Origin of the sequence: Streptomyces thermoviolaceus, assembly GCF_045209695.1 — a bacterium.
Taxonomy (GTDB): Bacteria; Actinomycetota; Actinomycetes; order Streptomycetales; family Streptomycetaceae; genus Streptomyces; species Streptomyces thermoviolaceus.
In genome coordinates this window covers 4,726,999-4,743,931 of the sequence record NZ_CP109280.1, presented here as the reverse complement: position 1 = coordinate 4,743,931, position 16,933 = coordinate 4,726,999, and the positions used below count along the sequence as shown (strand labels likewise).

At 71.0% G+C, this 16,933-nt stretch carries 15 protein-coding genes; 8 read left to right on the top strand and 7 right to left on the bottom strand.

The annotated features are described in order from the left end of the window. The first annotated feature begins 438 nt into the window (after positions 1 to 438). The 3 genes from OG899_RS20640 to OG899_RS20630 all read left to right on the top strand — a co-directional run bounded on the left by OG899_RS20640 (position 439) and on the right by OG899_RS20630 (position 3,228). Positions 439 to 1,362 (top strand): ABC transporter ATP-binding protein, encoded by a 924-nt coding sequence (locus OG899_RS20640; protein WP_125497454.1) that lies wholly within the window; start codon positions 439 to 441, stop codon positions 1,360 to 1,362. 65 nt (positions 1,363 to 1,427) lie between these two features. Further along, positions 1,428 to 2,144: an ABC transporter permease gene (locus tag OG899_RS20635; protein WP_229814329.1), complete on the top strand. Its 717-nt coding sequence runs from the start codon at positions 1,428 to 1,430 to the stop codon at positions 2,142 to 2,144. Between the two features lie 70 nt (positions 2,145 to 2,214). Beyond that, positions 2,215 to 3,228 carry a COX15/CtaA family protein gene (locus tag OG899_RS20630; protein WP_406311113.1) on the top strand — a complete coding sequence of 338 codons (1,014 nt, stop codon included), beginning with the start codon at positions 2,215 to 2,217 and terminating at the stop codon, positions 3,226 to 3,228. Positions 3,229 to 3,757: 529 nt separating this feature from the next. On the opposite strand, the gene OG899_RS20625 is transcribed toward OG899_RS20630, so the two are convergent. Both OG899_RS20625 and OG899_RS20620 read right to left on the bottom strand, forming a co-directional pair. Next, complete coding sequence (locus OG899_RS20625; protein WP_125497451.1) at positions 3,758 to 4,090, bottom strand: hypothetical protein; 333 nt, start codon at positions 4,088 to 4,090, stop codon at positions 3,758 to 3,760. Between the two features lie 113 nt (positions 4,091 to 4,203). Further along, complete coding sequence (locus tag OG899_RS20620; RefSeq protein ID WP_168131362.1) at positions 4,204 to 5,190, bottom strand: heme o synthase; 987 nt, start codon at positions 5,188 to 5,190, stop codon at positions 4,204 to 4,206. 461 nt (positions 5,191 to 5,651) lie between these two features. On the opposite strand from OG899_RS20620, the gene tkt reads away from it, so the two are divergent. Genes tkt through pgl form a run of 5 tightly spaced genes read left to right on the top strand, consistent with a single transcriptional unit; the run spans position 5,652 to position 12,263 of the window. Further along, positions 5,652 to 7,739: a transketolase gene (gene tkt, locus OG899_RS20615; RefSeq protein ID WP_406311112.1), complete on the top strand. Its 2,088-nt coding sequence runs from the start codon at positions 5,652 to 5,654 to the stop codon at positions 7,737 to 7,739. A gap of 34 nt (positions 7,740 to 7,773) precedes the next feature. Continuing rightward, on the top strand, positions 7,774 to 8,892 hold the full coding sequence (gene tal, locus OG899_RS20610; RefSeq protein WP_125497448.1) for a transaldolase: 1,119 nt from the start codon (positions 7,774 to 7,776) through the stop codon (positions 8,890 to 8,892). Positions 8,893 to 8,896: 4 nt separating this feature from the next. After that, a complete protein-coding gene (zwf, locus tag OG899_RS20605; protein WP_125497447.1) occupies positions 8,897 to 10,420 on the top strand; it encodes a glucose-6-phosphate dehydrogenase in 1,524 nt (507 codons plus the stop codon). Beyond that, positions 10,417 to 11,484 carry a glucose-6-phosphate dehydrogenase assembly protein OpcA gene (gene opcA, locus OG899_RS20600; protein WP_125497446.1) on the top strand — a complete coding sequence of 356 codons (1,068 nt, stop codon included), beginning with the start codon at positions 10,417 to 10,419 and terminating at the stop codon, positions 11,482 to 11,484. The genes zwf and opcA overlap by 4 nt, the downstream gene beginning before the upstream one ends. Further along, the gene (gene pgl / locus OG899_RS20595) at positions 11,481 to 12,263 is read left to right on the top strand and encodes a 6-phosphogluconolactonase (RefSeq protein ID WP_168131331.1); all 783 of its coding nucleotides are present in this window, start codon (positions 11,481 to 11,483) and stop codon (positions 12,261 to 12,263) included. Before opcA ends, pgl begins: the two co-directional genes overlap by 4 nt. A 231-nt stretch (positions 12,264 to 12,494) precedes the next feature. On the opposite strand, the gene OG899_RS20590 is transcribed toward pgl, so the two are convergent. The 5 genes from OG899_RS20590 to gap all read right to left on the bottom strand — a co-directional run bounded on the left by OG899_RS20590 (position 12,495) and on the right by gap (position 16,615). Then, positions 12,495 to 12,830: an RNA polymerase-binding protein RbpA gene (locus tag OG899_RS20590; RefSeq protein WP_125497444.1), complete on the bottom strand. Its 336-nt coding sequence runs from the start codon at positions 12,828 to 12,830 to the stop codon at positions 12,495 to 12,497. A gap of 218 nt (positions 12,831 to 13,048) precedes the next feature. Continuing rightward, positions 13,049 to 13,285, bottom strand: coding sequence for a preprotein translocase subunit SecG (gene secG, locus OG899_RS20585; RefSeq protein WP_125497443.1), 237 nt, complete (start codon positions 13,283 to 13,285; stop codon positions 13,049 to 13,051). Positions 13,286 to 13,449: 164 nt separating this feature from the next. Then, positions 13,450 to 14,226, bottom strand: coding sequence for a triose-phosphate isomerase (gene tpiA, locus OG899_RS20580; protein ID WP_125497442.1), 777 nt, complete (start codon positions 14,224 to 14,226; stop codon positions 13,450 to 13,452). 5 nt (positions 14,227 to 14,231) lie between these two features. Then, complete coding sequence (locus OG899_RS20575) at positions 14,232 to 15,443, bottom strand: phosphoglycerate kinase (protein WP_125497441.1); 1,212 nt, start codon at positions 15,441 to 15,443, stop codon at positions 14,232 to 14,234. Positions 15,444 to 15,607: 164 nt separating this feature from the next. Continuing rightward, the gene (gene gap, locus OG899_RS20570) at positions 15,608 to 16,615 is read right to left on the bottom strand and encodes a type I glyceraldehyde-3-phosphate dehydrogenase (RefSeq protein WP_125497440.1); all 1,008 of its coding nucleotides are present in this window, start codon (positions 16,613 to 16,615) and stop codon (positions 15,608 to 15,610) included. Between the last annotated feature and the right edge of the window lie 318 nt (positions 16,616 to 16,933).

Genomic DNA, 16,933 nt, shown 5'->3' with positions numbered 1-16,933 from the left:
GCGTAATTCCTCGGACAGTGACAAGCGACCTCCGCCCGGCCGGATGGTGCCGTGCATCACTAAGGCAGACCTAATTCGACCTGCGAAAACGCCCCGGACGGCCGGAACGGTGCCCTCCGGCCGACCCGGTGCGGGAGACCGCCGACATGCCCGCACCCCTTCCGACCGGCCCTGTCCTCCCCCCGGGCCTCGTCCGCCCGGCACAGGGGACGGAGGTGTCGATCAGCGCCGACCGGTTCGACGAGCCGGGCCGGGGCCTGCGCAGGACCGTCCGGTGGTGCACGGCCGGATCGGAGCGGCCACGGCACGGCTGTTCCCGCCGGCGGACGCGGTGGCCCGCGCCGAGCGGTGGCTTCCGGTCCACCCACCGTCGTCGTGGGCAGGCCTCCGGGCACCCCCGCGGCCGAGGGGTCCGGTGCGTCCCTAGACTCTGGTCCCATGCGAAGTGAGCCCGTGGTCCAGGTCCAGGGTCTGGTGAAGCGGTACGGCGCGAAGACCGCGGTGGACGGCCTCGACCTGGTGGCCCGGCCGGGCGTGACCGCCGTTCTCGGTCCCAACGGCGCCGGCAAGACGACCACGATCGAGACCTGCGAGGGGTACCGGAAGCCGGACTCCGGCACGGTGCGCGTCCTGGGCCTCGATCCCGTCGGCCAGGCCGCGCAGCTGCGCCCCCGCATCGGGGTGATGCTCCAGTCCGGAGGCGTCTACTCCGGGGCCCGCGCCGAGGAGATGCTGCGGCACGTCGCCAAGCTGCACGCCCACCCGCTGGACGTCGACGAGCTGATCGAACGGCTCGGTCTGGGCAGCTGCGGGCGCACCGGCTACCGCCGGCTGTCCGGCGGGCAGAAGCAGCGGCTCGCGCTCGCCATGGCCGTGGTCGGCCGGCCCGAACTGGTCTTCCTCGACGAGCCGACCGCCGGACTCGACCCGCAGGCCCGCCGGGCCACCTGGGACCTGGTGCGCGACCTGCGCACCGACGGCGTGTCCGTGATCCTCACCACGCACGCCATGGACGAGGCCGAGGAGCTCGCCGACGACGTCGCCATCGTGGACGCCGGCCGGGTCATCGCCCAGGGCTCGCCCGAGGAGCTGTGCCGCGGCGGCGCCGAGAACACCCTGCGCTTCACCGGCCGTCCCGGCCTGGACATCGCCTCCCTGCTCAAGGCACTGCCCGACGACTGCTCGGCCGCCGAGGTGACGCCGGGCACCTACCGGGTCGACGGCGAGGTCGGCCCGCAGCTGCTCGCGACGGTGACGTCCTGGTGCGCGCAGCACGGCGTGATGCCCGACCGGATCGCGGTCGAGCGGCACACTCTGGAGGACGTCTTCCTGGAGCTGACCGGCAAGGAGCTGCGCTCGTGACCACCGCCACCTCCCCCCGCCCCGGCAGGTACGCACCCCGGCCGGGCGCGGCCCCGCTGCCCCGCATGATCGCGGCGCAGGCGGCGCTGGAGACGAAGATGCTGCTGCGCAACGGCGAGCAGCTGCTGCTCACCGTGGTCATCCCGACGCTGCTGCTGGTGCTGTTCAGCTCGGTGGACATCGTGGACACCGGGACGGGCCGGTCCGTGGACTTCCTCGCACCCGGTGTGCTGGCGCTCGCCGTGATGTCGACGGCGTTCACCGGCCAGGCCATCGCCACCGGCTTCGAACGCCGCTACGGCGTGCTGAAGCGGCTGGCCGCCTCACCACTGCCGCGCTGGGGCCTGATGACCGCCAAGACGGCGTCGGTGCTGGTCACCGAGGTGCTCCAGGTCGTCCTGCTGACCGTGATCGCCCTCGCGCTCGGCTGGTCGCCGCACGGCAATCCGCTCGCGGTGGTGCTGCTGCTCGTGCTCGGCACGGCCGCCTTCTCCGGGCTCGGCCTGCTCATGGCCGGGACGCTGAAGGCCGAGGCCACGCTGGCCGCCGCCAACCTGGTCTTCCTGCTGCTGCTGGTGGGCGGCGGGGTGATCGTGCCGCTCGACAAGTTCCCCGCCGGCGCCCAGGACGTGCTCGGCCTGCTGCCGATCTCCGCCCTGTCCGACGGGCTGCGGGACGTGCTGCAGCACGGCGCCGGCATGCCGTGGGGCGACCTCGGGATCCTCGCCGTCTGGGCGGTCGCGGGGCTGGCGGCCGCGGCGGCGTTCTTCCGCTGGGAATGAGGACGGGAGGCAGTCGATGGGTTCCGCGGGGAGCGACCCTCGTGAACGCGTGCACAAGCAGCCGCCTACCATGGGTCGCGTGCCAAAGCTGACCCGCGCCGACGCCGTATCCGCCGTGCGCAACCCGCTCGCCTTCATCGCCGGACGCTGGACCCCGCGGCCCGAGACCGTCCGGCGGGCGGCCCTGGCCGCACTGGTCATGTCGGTCGTCATCGTCGTCACCGGCGGTGCCGTCCGCCTGACCGCCTCCGGTCTGGGCTGCCCCACCTGGCCCACGTGCACCGACGACTCGCTGACCACCACCCGGGAGATGGGCTTCCACGGGGTCGTCGAGTTCGGCAACCGCATGCTGACGTACGTGCTGTGCGCGGCCGTGGGCTGGGCGATCGTCGCCGCACGGGCGCAGAAGCCGTGGCGGCGCTCGGTGACCCGGCTGGGCTGGGCCCAGTTCTGGATCGTCATGGGCAACGCGGTGCTCGGCGGCATCGTGGTCCTGGTCGGCCTGAACCCGTACACCGTGGCGGCGCACTTCCTGCTGTCCACGGCGCTGATCGCGGTCGCCACGCTCACCTGGCAGCGGACCCGTGAGGGCGACGCCGCGCCGCGTCCGCTCGTCGGCAAGGCGGTGCAGCAGCTGGTGTGGGTCCTCGTCCTGGCGAGCGTGCTGCTGATCGCGGTGGGCACGGTGGTGACCGGAGCCGGACCGCACGCGGGCGACTCCAGCGAGGTGTACCGGATCCCCATCGACTGGGAGGCGGTCGCCAAGCTGCACGCCGTGCTCGCCTGGATCGTGGTGACGCTGACGTTCGCGCTGTGGTTCGTGCTCAAGGCGGTGGACGCGCCCAGGGGCCCGCTCAACCGCACCCGGGACCTGTTCGTCGTGCTCCTGCTGCAGGGTGCCATCGGCTACGTGCAGTACTTCACCCACCTGCCCGAGGCCCTGGTGGGTGCGCACATGCTCGGCTCGTGCCTGATGTGGATCGGGGTGCTGCGGGTGCTGCTGTCGCTGCGTGAGCGGCCGCAGACCTCCCCCGCGGTGCTGCCGCCGGAGCGGTCCGCCGAGGCCGCGCTCAGCAAGGCGTGACACGGCCGGGGAGCCGGCTGCGGCCCCCGGAGGCTCTGTCCGGGGTGCCACCGCGTGCGCCGGTTCTTCTGCTCTTCTGATCGAGCACCAGCACTCCGCGGCTCCGCGAGCACACCGTCGGATCCGGCGCGGTCCCGGCATGGCGTACGAGCCGTGTCCCGGCCGTGGGCCCGATCGGTGCCGTACGACCCTCCTGGCCGTCCACAGGGCCGGCCGGGCCCCGCTCGTGTCGAAGCCCGGCGTCGTTCTCCTGACGTCCCTCGCGGCACGTCGTACTCATGAGGTCACTCGCGGCACGTCGTTCCCGTGCACGTCGTTCGCGGGCCACCGTACTCGCGAGGTTCTTCGCGTCCCACGGCGGCGAGGACGGTCCCCGAGCGGACCGTCCCGTCCGTGGGACGGAACCGCTCTTCCCGTCCGGCGCTCTTCCCGTCCGGTCCCGGCGGGCCCGTACGGTCCTGACGGGCGGCGAACCCCTCGGGTGCCGCCCGTCACCGCCGCGCGCGACGCGCGCCCGGTGGGATGCGGCTCAGCGGTTGCGCGGGCCGCCCACCTGGATGCCCGCCATGCGGGTCCACTCGTAGCGGCCCGTCTTCACCTTGGCCGCCAGGGCGCCGTCGAACGCCTCGTGGACGGTGATCCCCGCCTTCTGCACCGCCTTCTCGGCGATGGCGTGGCTCGGGGCCACGATGTCCCCCCAGGCGCCGTCCTCGCCGACGAGGACGATCCGGGCGCCGCGCTGTCCGATGTACGCGACCTGTCCCTCGGCGCCGCCGTGGGCCTTGGAGAAGGAGCCGATGCGGTGGGCGAGGCGGGCCGCCGTGCGCTCGGCCTTGGTGTCAGCCTGTTGCGTCTCTGCCATGGCCCGAGACTACCCATGAGTAGCGGAAACGGCGACGGGCGGGGTGGGTGGCCTTGACCACCCGCCCCGCCCGTCGGGCAGCATCGCGCGGCGCCGGACGCGCCGTGTGCGGCCTACCGCAGGAAGGGGTCCACCGCGACCGCGAGGAACAGGATCGACACGTAGGTGATGGACCAGTGGAACAGCCGCATCTCCTTCAGCTTCGCGCCGGTCACCTCGGCCTTGGCCCGGTTCTGCAGCGCGTGCGCCTCCCACAGCCAGAAGCCGCCGGCCGCCAGCGCGACCACGGTGTAGAACCAGCCCGTGTAGCCGAGCGGGGTGAGCAGCAGCGAGACGAGGACCATCGCCCAGCTGTAGATCACGATCTGCTTGGCGACGACCTTGTTGGAGGCGATGACCGGCAGCATCGGCACGCCCACCCGGGCGTAGTCGTCCTTGACCTTCATGGACAGCGGCCAGTAGTGCGGCGGCGTCCAGAAGAACATGACGACGAAGAGGATGATGGGCGCCCACGACATCGAGTTGGTGACCGAGGACCAGCCGATGAGCACCGGCATGCAGCCGGCGATGCCGCCCCAGACGATGTTCTGTGCGGTACGCCGCTTGAGGATCATCGTGTAGACCACGACGTAGAACAGCAGCGCCCCGAGCGACAGCCACGCCGACAGCCAGTTGACGGTGAGACCGAAGAGGAGCGTGGAGACGATGCCCAGGGTGATGCCGAAGACCAGGCACTCGCGCGGGCTGACCATTCCGGTGACCAGCGGCCGCTGCGAGGTGCGGTCCATCACCGCGTCGATGTCCCGGTCGATGTACATGTTCAGGGCGTTGGCGCCGCCGGCGGACAAGTAGCCGCCGACACAGGTGAGCAGCACCAGTTTCAGGTCGGGCACGCCCTGCTGCGCCAGGAACATCACCGGCACGGTGGTGATCAGCAGCAGTTCGATGATCCGCGGCTTGGTCAGCGCCACGAACGCCTTCACGCGGGCCCCGAACGGCCGGTGGCCCGGACGGTGGCCCGCACCGAGTTCCCCCATCGCCTGAACGGCATGGGCAGTGCCCGCACCCGCTGGACGGGATTCTACGGCCGTCACGCACACCCCTGACAGAGACATCCCAGCGAGCCCCCGCCCCCGTGAACTCACGGTAAAGGCTCGCGCGTACCACGCCACTGTAGACGTTGCCCAGACCCGGCCTTTCGCGGGGGTCGGCTCGTGTTGACCGCACGGCCCCGCCGGGGCGGCCTCCGCCGACCCCCGCGCCCCGCTGCGGCGCACCGGCGGGGACACCGGGCGGAGACCCCCGGGCGGGAGGTGTCCGACGGGCACACCCCAGCTCGAATGAGCGATCGAATGAGCGGCTTCCTTTTCACGTGCCAAATACGGAACGCGCGCGTCGAGAGGCGGATTTCACTAACTCCCGGCAGTCTGGAATCACTCGAAAAAATGCGCGTTGTTACGGGGGTAGGCTCATCGATGCCGGCCGGCGCGAAGAACGCCGGCCGCCGGTGCGTACGGACGTGCACCGGCATCCGACATGTGGAGAGGAGCCCTGACCCAGGGTGAGCACCAAGCCGACCACCACAGACCTCGAGTGGACCGAGCTGGACCAGCGCGCGGTGGACACCGCGCGTGTCCTGGCCGCCGATGCCGTACAGAAGGTCGGCAACGGCCATCCCGGTACGGCGATGAGCCTGGCGCCCGCGGCCTACACCTTGTTCCAGAAGGTGATGCGGCACGACCCGGCCGATCCGCAGTGGGTGGGGCGCGACCGCTTCGTGCTGTCCGCCGGCCACTCCTCCCTGACCCTGTACACGCAGCTGTACCTGGCGGGCTTCGGTCTGGAGCTGGACGACCTGAAGGCGTTCCGCACCTGGGGTTCGAAGACCCCCGGTCACCCCGAGTACGGGCACACCGCCGGCGTGGAGACCACCACGGGCCCGCTGGGCCAGGGTGTGGCCAACGCGGTGGGCATGGCGATGGCCGCCCGCTACGAGCGCGGTCTGTTCGACCCCGACGCCCCGGAGGGCACCTCGCCCTTCGACCACTACATCTACTGCATCGCCGGTGACGGCTGCCTGCAGGAGGGCATCGCCGCCGAGGCGTCCTCGCTGGCGGGGCATCAGAAGCTGGGCAACCTGATCCTGCTGTGGGACGACAACCACATCTCGATCGAGGGCGACACCGCCACCGCCGTGTCCGAGGACACCGTCAAGCGGTACGAGTCCTACGGCTGGCACGTGCAGCGGGTCGAGCCGCAGGAGAACGGCGACCTGGACCCGCGGGCCATCTACGCCGCCGTCCAGGAGGCGAAGAAGGTCACCGACAAGCCGTCGTTCATCGCGATGCGCTCGATCATCGCCTGGCCCGCCCCCAACGCGCAGAACACCGAGGCCGCGCACGGCTCGGCGCTGGGCGAGGAGGAGGTCGCGGCCACCAAGCGCGTCCTCGGCTTCGACCCGGAGAAGCACTTCGAGGTCGCCGACGAGGTCCTCGCGCACACCCGCACGGCGGTCGAGCGCGGCCGGCAGGCCCGTGAGGAATGGGAGAAGTCCCTCCGGGCCTGGCGTGAGGCGAACCCCGAGCGCGCCGCCGAGTTCGACCGGATCGCCAAGGGCGAGCTGCCCACCGGCTGGGCCGAGAAGATCCCGGTGTTCGAGGCGGGCAAGTCCGTCGCCACCCGCGCCGCCTCCGGCAAGGTGCTGCAGGCCCTCGGCGCGGTGATCCCCGAGCTGTGGGGCGGCTCCGCCGACCTGGCCGGCTCGAACAACACCACCATCGACAAGACGTCGTCGTTCCTGCCGAAGGGCAACCCGCTGCCCGAGGCCGACCCGTACGGCCGCACCGTCCACTTCGGCATCCGCGAGCACGCGATGGCCGCGGAGATGAACGGCATCGCGCTGCACGGCAACACCCGCATCTACGGCGGCACCTTCCTGGTGTTCTCCGACTACATGCGCAACGCGGTGCGCCTGTCGGCCCTGATGCACCTGCCGGTGACGTACGTGTGGACGCACGACTCCATCGGCCTGGGCGAGGACGGCCCCACCCACCAGCCGGTGGAGCACCTGGCCTCGCTGCGCGCCATCCCGAACCTGAACATCGTCCGCCCGGCCGACGCCAACGAGACCGCGATCGCCTGGCGGGAGATCCTCAGGCGCTGGACCAAGGAGTACGGCAAGGGCCAGCCGCACGGCCTGGCGCTGACCCGGCAGGGCGTGCCCGTCTACGAGCCCGACGACAACGCCGCGCGCGGCGGTTACGTCCTGTTCGAGGCCGAGGGCGGCGAGCCGCAGGTGCTGCTGATCGCCACCGGCTCCGAGGTGCAGGTCGCCGTGGCGGCCCGGGAGCAGCTGCAGGCCGAGGGCATCCCCACCCGTGTGGTGTCCATGCCGTGCATCGAGTGGTTCGAGGAGCAGGACCAGGGGTACCGGGACAGCGTCCTGCCGCCGGCCGTGAAGGCGCGTGTCGCGGTCGAGGCCGGTGTGGGCCTGTCCTGGCACCGGTACGTGGGCGACGCCGGCCGGATCGTGTCCCTGGAGCACTTCGGTGCGTCCGCCGACGGCAAGCTGCTGTTCAAGGAATTCGGCTTCACCGCCGAGAACGTGGCCGCAAAGGCCAAGGAATCTCTCGCCGCCGCTCAGCGCTGACGCTCATATACGACCCGTAGGAGATGCAATTTCCATGACAGACGCACTCAAGCGCCTCTCCGACGAAGGCGTGGCGATCTGGCTGGACGACCTGTCGCGCAAGCGGATCACGTCCGGCAACCTCGCCGAGCTGATCGACCAGCAGCACGTCGTGGGCGTCACCACCAACCCGACCATCTTCCAGAAGGCCATCAGCAGCGGCGACGGCTACGAGCAGCAGCTGGCGGACCTCGCCGCCCGCAAGGTCACCGTGGAAGAGGCGATCCGCATGATCACCACGGCCGACGTGCGGGACGCCGCCGACATCCTGCGCCCGCTGTTCGACGCCACCGACGGCAAGGACGGCCGGGTGTCCATCGAGGTCGACCCGCGCCTGGCGCACAACACGCGGGCGACGGTCGCCGAGGCCAAGCAGCTGGCCTGGCTGGTGGACCGGCCCAACACCCTCATCAAGATCCCGGCCACCCTGGCCGGTCTCCCGGCGATCACCGAGACGATCGCCAACGGCATCAGCGTCAACGTCACGCTGATCTTCTCCCTGGAGCGCTACCGCGCGGTCATGGACGCCTACCTCGCCGGCCTGGAGAAGGCCAAGGCGAAGGGCCTCGACCTGTCGAAGATCCACTCGGTGGCGTCGTTCTTCGTCTCCCGTGTGGACACCGAGATCGACCGGCGCCTGGACCAGCTGGGCACCGACGAGGCCAAGGCGCTGCGCGGCAAGGCGGCCGTGGCCAACGCGCGGCTGGCCTACCAGGCCTACGAGGAGGTCTTCTCCTCCGAGCGCTGGAGCGCCCTGGAGAACGCCGGCGCCAACCGGCAGCGTCCGCTGTGGGCGTCCACCGGCGTGAAGGACAAGGCGTACCGGGACACCCTGTACGTCGAGGAGCTGGTCGCGCCGAACACGGTGAACACCATGCCCGAGGCGACGCTGCTGGCCACCGAGGACCACGGTGAGATCCGCGGCGACGCGGTCAGGGGCACCTACGAGCAGGCCCGTGCCGACCTGGACGCGCTGGAGAAGCTCGGCATCTCCTACGACGAGGTGGTCCAGGTCCTGGAGGACGAGGGCGTCGAGAAGTTCGAGTCCTCCTGGAACGACCTGCTGAAGTCGACCGAGGCAGAGCTGGAGCGCCTCGCTCCGGCGGAGGGATGACACGTTGACCAGCGGTAACCCGCTGCGTGACCCCGCAGACCGACGGCTCCCGCGCATCGCGGGGCCGTCGGGCCTGGTGATCTTCGGTGTCACCGGCGACCTGTCCCGCAAGAAGCTGATGCCGGCCGTGTACGACCTGGCGAACCGGGGTCTGCTGCCGCCGGGCTTCTCGCTCGTCGGCTTCGCCCGGCGGGACTGGGCGGACGAGGACTTCGCGCAGGTCGTGCACGACGCGGTCAAGGAGCATGCGCGCACCCCGTTCCGCGAGGAGGTCTGGCAGCAGCTCAGCCAGGGCATGCGCTTCGTGCAGGGCACCTTCGAGGACGACGACGCCTTCGAGCGGCTGCGCAGCACCATCGAGGACCTGGACAAGGCACAGGGCACGGGCGGCAACTTCGCCTTCTACCTGTCGGTGCCGCCGCGGTCCTTCCCGGTCGTCATCCAGCAGCTGAAGAAGCACGGCCTGGCCGACCAGACCGGCAGCTCGTGGCGGCGCGCCGTCATCGAGAAGCCGTTCGGTCACGACCTGGCCAGCGCACAGGACCTGAACCGGATCGTGCACGAGGTGTTCGACCCGGAGCAGGTCTTCCGCATCGACCACTACCTGGGCAAGGAGACCGTCCAGAACATCCTGGCGCTGCGCTTCGCCAACCAGATGTTCGAGCCGATCTGGAACCGGTCCTTCGTGGACCATGTGCAGATCACCATGGCCGAGGACATCGGCATCGGCGGCCGGGCCGGCTACTACGACGGCATCGGCGCCGCCCGGGACGTGATCCAGAACCACCTGCTGCAGCTGATGGCGCTGACCGCCATGGAGGAGCCCGCCTCCTTCGACGCCGCCGCGCTCGCCGCGGAGAAGGCGAAGGTGCTCGGCGCGGTGCGGCTGCCCAAGGACCTGGGCGCCTCGACGGTGCGCGGTCAGTACGCGGCCGGCTGGCAGGGCGGCGAGAAGGTCATCGGCTACCTCGACGAAGAGGGCATCGACACCACGTCGAGGACCGAGACCTACGCGGCGATCAAGCTGGAGATCGACAACCGCCGCTGGGCGGGTGTCCCCTTCTACCTGCGCACCGGCAAGCGGCTCGGCCGCCGCGTCACCGAGATCGCGGTCGTCTTCCAGCGCGCCCCGCACTCCCCGTTCGACACCACGGCGACGGAGGAGCTGGGCCAGAACGCGGTCGTCATCCGCGTCCAGCCCGACGAGGGCGTCACCGTGCGCTTCGGCTCCAAGGTGCCGGGCACCTCGATGGAGATCCGGGACGTGACGATGGACTTCGCCTACGGCGAGTCCTTCACCGAGTCCAGCCCCGAGGCGTACGAGCGCCTCATCCTGGACGTGCTGCTGGGCGACGCCAACCTCTTCCCGCGCACGGAGGAGGTCGAGCTGTCCTGGAAGATCCTCGACCCGATCGAGGAGTACTGGGAGGCGCACGGACAGCCCGCACAGTACCCGTCCGGGACGTGGGGGCCCGCCGAGGCGGACGAGATGCTCGCACGAGACGGACGGAGCTGGCGCCGGCCATGAAGATAGACCTGACCGACACCACGGCAAGCAAGATCAACAAGGCCCTGGTGGACGGCCGCCGGGCCATCGGCACCCCGGCCGTGGGCATGGTCCTGACCCTCGTCATCGTCACCGACGAGGAGAACGCCTACGACGCGCTGAAGGCCGCCGGTGACGCCTCCCGCGAGCACCCCTCGCGGACCCTGGTCGTCATCCGCCGGGTCTCGCGCACCCTGCGGGACCGCGCCTCCTCCCGGCTGGACGCCGAGGTGAGGGTGGGCGCGGACGCGGGCTCCGGCGAGACGGTGGTGCTGCGGCTGTACGGCGAGGTCTGCGACCACGCCCAGTCGGTGGTGCTGCCGCTGCTGCTGCCGGACGCGCCGGTCGTCGTGTGGTGGCCGGTGAACGGCCCGCTGGACCCGGCCCGGGACCCGCTGGGCGCGCTGGCGCAGCGCCGGGTCACCGACACCTACGCCTGCGAGGACCCGCTGCGGGAGCTGGCGGCGCGGGCCGAGGCCTACACCCCCGGCGACACGGACCTGGCGTGGACCCGGATCACCCCGTGGCGTTCCCTTCTGGCGGCGGCCCTGGACCAGGTCACCTGCGAGGTACGCTCCGTCGAGGTGGAGGGCGAGGAGTCCAACCCGAGCTGCGAGCTGCTGGCGATGTGGCTCGCGGACCGGCTGCAGGTGCCGGTGAAGCGTTCGGTGTCCGCCGGGCCGGGGCTGACCGCGGTCCGCCTGGACACCACCTGCGGCCCGATCGCGCTGGACCGCGCCGACGGCCGGCTGGCCACCCTGTCCATCCAGGGGCAGCCGGAGCGCGCGGTGGCGCTCAAGCGCCGGGAGACGGCCGAGCTGATCGCGGAGGAGCTGCGCCGGCTGGACCCGGACGACATCTATGCCTCGGCGCTGCGCCACGGTGTCGCCCGGCTGGACTCGGCGGCTCGGACGGCACCGGCCGTGTCCGCCGAGGAGCCGGTCGCGGTTCCGACGCCCGAGGCAGAAGCGGTCAAGGCGCCGGCGCGCCGGGCGGCCGCCAAGACCGCGCGGAAGTCCCCGAACCGGAAGGCGGCGGCGAAATGAGCACTCCGCAGCTGGTCGTCCACCGTGACAAGGAGCTGATGGCGCAGGCCGCCGCGGCCCGGCTGATCACCAGGATCGTGGACGCGCAGGCCTCGACCGGCTCGGCGAACGTGGTCCTGACCGGGGGCCGCAACGGCAACGGGGTGCTCGCCGCGCTGGCGGCCGCACCCGCCCGCGACGCCGTCGACTGGAGCCGGCTGGACCTGTGGTGGGGCGACGAGCGGTTCCTGCCGGAGGGCGACCCCGACCGGAACGTGACCCAGGCCCGCAAGGCCCTGCTGGACGCCGTGCCGCTGGCCCCGGAGCGGGTGCACGCGATGCCCGCCTCCGACGGCCCGTGGGGCACGGACGTGGAGGCGGCTGCCGAGGCCTATGCCGAGGAACTGGCCCGGGCGGCCGGTCCGCAGAACCACGGCGCGGTCCCGGTCTTCGACGTGCTGATGCTCGGCGTCGGCCCGGACACGCATGTGGCCTCCCTGTTCCCGGAGCACCCGGGGGTGAGGGAGACCGAGCGCACGGTGATCGGGGTGCACGGCTCGCCGAAGCCGCCGCCCACCCGGATCTCCCTGACCCTGCCCGCGATCCGCTCGGCCCGTGAGGTCTGGCTGCTCGCGGCGGGCGAGGACAAGGCCAACGCGGTGGCGATGGCGCTGTCGGGCGCGGGCGAGATCCAGGCTCCGGCCGCGGGCGCCCGCGGCCGGGCCCGCACCCTGTGGCTGCTGGACGAGGCGGCGGCCGCGCAGCTGCCGCGGTCGCTGTACCCGCCGGCCTCGGCCTGACGGGTCCTCACCTGCCGCCGAGGGCGGTACGGGCCGCACGGCTGCCCGTACCGCCCTCGCGTGTCGTGCGGGCTCATGAGGCTGTGTCACATGAGTAGGGGCGCCACGGTGACGGGCCGCGGGTCAGGGGCGACGGGGGCGACGGCAGGCCGGTCCGGTCCCCTGTCGCGCGCAGAACGCGCAACGCCCGGTCAGGTCGCTCCGTGAGGAGCTCCGACCGGGCGTCAGTTCCTAGATCTCGCCCCGGAGTTTGGCCAGGGCCTCGGCGAGGATCGCCTCGCCGTCCGCGTCGCTGCGCCGCTCCCGCACATACGCCAGGTGCGTCTTGTACGGCTCGGTGCGCGGCGGGTCCGGCGGGTTGTCCCGGTCCTGTCCGGCGGGGAAGCCGCAGCGCGGGCAGTCCCAGGTGTCGGGTACCTGCGCGTCGGTGGCGAAGCTCGGCCGCGTCTCGTGCCCGTTGGCACACCAGAAGGAGACGCGCACACGCGGCGCGGACTCGCCGCGCTCGGCCTCGCCCATCGGCCCCGCCCCGACCCGGCTTCCTCGGATCGCGTTGCCACTTGCCACGGTCGTAACTCCCTGCGTGATGGTGCCGCGAAGCGAGTCGGCGTTCCGCTTCGCCGCGAGCGCCCCAGTCTACGTAAGGCCCAACGCGCGTCCGGTGATTGGAGTTACAACAGCCCCGCTCCCAGACGCAAGCCCCATGATAGGCCGCGCCGCCGGGCGCGTACCGACCATGGGGCTTCGCGTAGGGGACGAGCGGGGCCGCCGCCTCAGGGTCCGGGTCAGTTGTTGCTCTTCATCAGGATGCCGAGGACCACGATGCAGGCGACCCAGAGCAGACCGACCACCACGGTGATGCGGTCGAGGTTGCGCTCGGCGACCGAGGAGCCGCCGACGGAGGACTGCATGCCGCCACCGAACATGTCGGAGAGGCCGCCGCCCTTCCCCTTGTGCATCAGCACCAGCAGCATCAGCAGCAGGCTGAAGACGATCAGGGCGATGGAGAACCCCAGAACCACGGCTGGACCAACTTCCTCGGACTCGGATGGACGACGGGGGCCGACGCTCCTTCCGGTGAGCCGAGCCGCTCACCGGCCGGGCACACGGCCCCCGCACAGCCTACGACGGATCGCCGCTGCCGCCTACCGACGGACGCGCACGCGGCGGATCGCGCCGCTCCGGCTCACTGCTCGCGGTACCGGACGATCTTGACGAACTCGTCGGCGTCCAGGGAGGCACCGCCGACCAGGGCGCCGTCGATGTCGGGACGCGCCATGATCTCGGCGACGTTGCCGGACTTCACGGAGCCGCCGTACTGGATGCGGACCTTGTCGGCCACGTCCTGCGAGTACAGCTCGGCGATCTTGCCGCGGATCCCCGAGCAGACCTCCTGCGCGTCGTCGGCGCCGCAGACCTTGCCGGTGCCGATGGCCCACACCGGCTCGTAGGCGATCACGAGGGTCTCGGCCTGCTCGGCCGGGATGTCCTTCAGGCCGCCCTCGACCTGGGAGAGGGTGTGGGCCACGTGCTCGCCGGCTTCGCGGACGTGCAGCTCCTCGCCCACGCACAGGATCGGGGTCAGGCCGTGCCGGAAGGCGGCCTTGACCTTCGCGTTGACCAGAGCGTCGTCCTCGCCGTGGTACTGGCGGCGCTCGGAGTGGCCGATCACCACGTAGGTGCACTTCAGCTTGGCCAGCATCGCGCCGGAGATCTCGCCGGTGTAGGCGCCGGAGTCGTGCTGGGAGAGGTCCTGGGCGCCGTACTTGATCCTCAGCTTGTCGCCCTCGACCAGCGTCTGCACCGCGCGCAGGTCGGTGAAGGGCGGCAGGACCGCGACCTCGACGGCGTCGTAGTCCTTGTCGCTCAGGGCGAAGGCGAGCTTCTGGACGTGGGCGATGGCCTCGAGGTGGTTGAGGTTCATCTTCCAGTTGCCCGCCATCAGCGGCGTGCGAGTGGTCATCGAGGTCAGTCCTCCAGTGCGGCGAGGCCGGGAAGCGTCTTGCCCTCGAGGTACTCGAGGGAGGCGCCCCCACCGGTCGAGATGTGGCCGAACGCCGACTCGTCGAAGCCGAGCGTGCGGACGGCGGCGGCGGAGTCACCGCCGCCGACGACGGTGAAGCCCTGCGATTCGGTCAGGGCCTGGGCGACGGCCCGGGTGCCCCCGGCGAAGTCGGGGTGCTCGAAGACGCCCATCGGGCCGTTCCAGAACACGGTGGCGGCGTCGGCGAGCTTGGCGGCGTAGAGCTTGCGGGTCTCCGGGCCGATGTCCAGGGCCTCCTGGTCGGCCGGGATGGCGTCGGCGGCGACGGGGGTCGTCGCGGCCGGGGCCTTGGTCTTCAGGTCCGGGAAGTCGGGCGAGACCACCGCGTCCACCGGGAGCAGCAGCTCGACACCGGACTTCTCGGCGCGCTCCATGTACTCCTCGACCGCGGGGATCTGGTCCTCCTGCAGCAGGGACTTGCCGACCTCGTACCCCTTGGCCTTGAGGAAGGTGTACGCCATGCCGCCGCCGATGAGCAGGCGGTCGGCCTTGCCGAGCAGCTGGTCGATGACGGCGAGCTTGTCGGAGACCTTGGCGCCGCCGAGCACGACCACGTAGGGCCGCTGGACGTCCTCGGTGAGCTTCTTCAGCACACCGACCTCGGTGGTGATCAAGTAGCCGGCGTAGTGCGGCAGCCGGGCCGGGAGGTCGTAGACGGAGGCGTGCTTGCGGTGCACCGCGCCGAAGCCGTCGCCGACGTAGACGTCGGCGAGGGCGGCCAGCTGGTCGGCGAAGGCGCCGCGCTCGGCGTCGTCCTTGGACGTCTCGCCGGGGTTGAAGCGCAGGTTCTCGATGACCGCGACCTGGCCGGGCCGCAGGCCGTCCACGGCGGCCCGGGCGGCCGGGCCGACGGTGTCCTCGGCGAAGGCCACCGGGGCGCCGAGCAGCTCGCCGAGCCGGTCGGCGGCGGGCCGCAGGGAGAAGGCCGGGTCCGGGGCGCCCTTGGGGCGGCCCAGGTGGGAGGCCACGACCACCTTGGCGCCCGCGTCGGCGAGGGCCTTGACGGTGGGCAGCACGGCGCGGATGCGGCCGTCGTCGGTGATCACACCGTCGGCCAGCGGCACGTTGAGGTCGGCGCGGACGAAGACCCGCTTGCCGTCCACGCCCGCGGAGAGAAGTTCGTCGATCGTCTTCATGGGATGGGACTCCAAAGGAGGGGCTCTTGATCGTACGAGGGCCGGTCGGGGGGCGCGCAGGCGGGCCGAGCGCCCCGGCGTGCCGTACGTGCGTCAGGGCCCGGACCGCGCCGTGCCGCGCTGCCCGAGCCCTGGTGTCGCATCGAGACGCCTTGTTCAGCCGATCAGAGCCGGCTGCCGACGAAGACCGTCAGGTCGACGAGGCGGTTGGAGTAGCCCCACTCGTTGTCGTACCAGCCGATGACCTTCACGTTCTTGCCCTCCTGGACCATCGTCAGGGAGGAGTCGAAGGTGCAGGACGCCGGGGCGTTGACGATGTCGGAGGAGACGATCGGGTCCTCGGTGTACTCCAGGATGCCCTTCAGCTCGCCCTCGGCGGCCTTCTGGAAGGCGGCGTTGACCTCTTCCTTGGTGACCTCGCGGGAGAGCTCGACGACCAGGTCGGTGACCGAGCCGGTGGGGACCGGGACGCGCATGGCCATGCCGTCCAGCTTGCCCTTGAGCTGCGGCAGCACCAGGGCGGTGGCCTTGGCGGCACCGGTGGTGGTCGGAATGATGTTCTCGGCGGCGGCGCGGGCGCGACGCAGGTCCTTGTGCGGGAAGTCCAGGATGCGCTGGTCGTTGGTGTAGGCGTGCACCGTCGTCATCAGGCCCTTGACGATGCCGAAGTTCTCGTCGAGGACCTTCGCCATCGGCGCCACACAGTTGGTGGTGCAGGAGGCGTTGGAGATGACGTGGTGCTTCTCCGGGTCGTAGGTGTCGTGGTTGACACCCATGACGATGGTGACGTCCTCGTTCTTCGCCGGCGCGGAGATGATGACCTTCTTCGCACCGCCGGCGAGGTGCTTCTCGGCGTCTTCCTTCTTGGTGAAGATGCCGGTGGACTCGATCACGATGTCCACGCCCAGCTCGCCCCAGGGGATGTCGGCCGGGTTGCGCTCGGAGAGGACCTTGATGGTCTTGTCGCCGACGGTGATGGTGTCCTCGGTGTGCGACACCTCCTGGTTCAGGCGGCCGAGGATGGTGTCGTACTTCAGCAGGTGAGCGGTGGTCGCGGTGTCACCCAGGTCGTTGACAGCCACGATCTCGATGTCTGCACCCTGCTCCAGCAGCGCGCGGAAGTAGTTACGACCGATGCGGCCAAAGCCGTTGATGCCTACGCGGATCGTCACGAACCGATCTCCTCGTTGGTACGCCGGATTCGACGCCGGCGAGCTGTTTTGGGATGTCCCCGACCACCCCCGACCCTACCGCTCTGTGGCCGCGTAAGTGACATTCGGACGCCCCGCGAAAAGCGCGGCGCTTCATACCGATCAGGAGAGATACGGGCCGCTCGCACGAGCGCCCGGATCACTCCATTTCGCTACGGTTCGACGCACGCACGTTGATCATATTGATCACTCTTTCGTGATCCCCCTCTCTCATATGAGAAAGGCCGATTTCCGGTGGCGGGTATTCGCGGCGTCCCGGCAGTTCGCGCAGAGCGATGA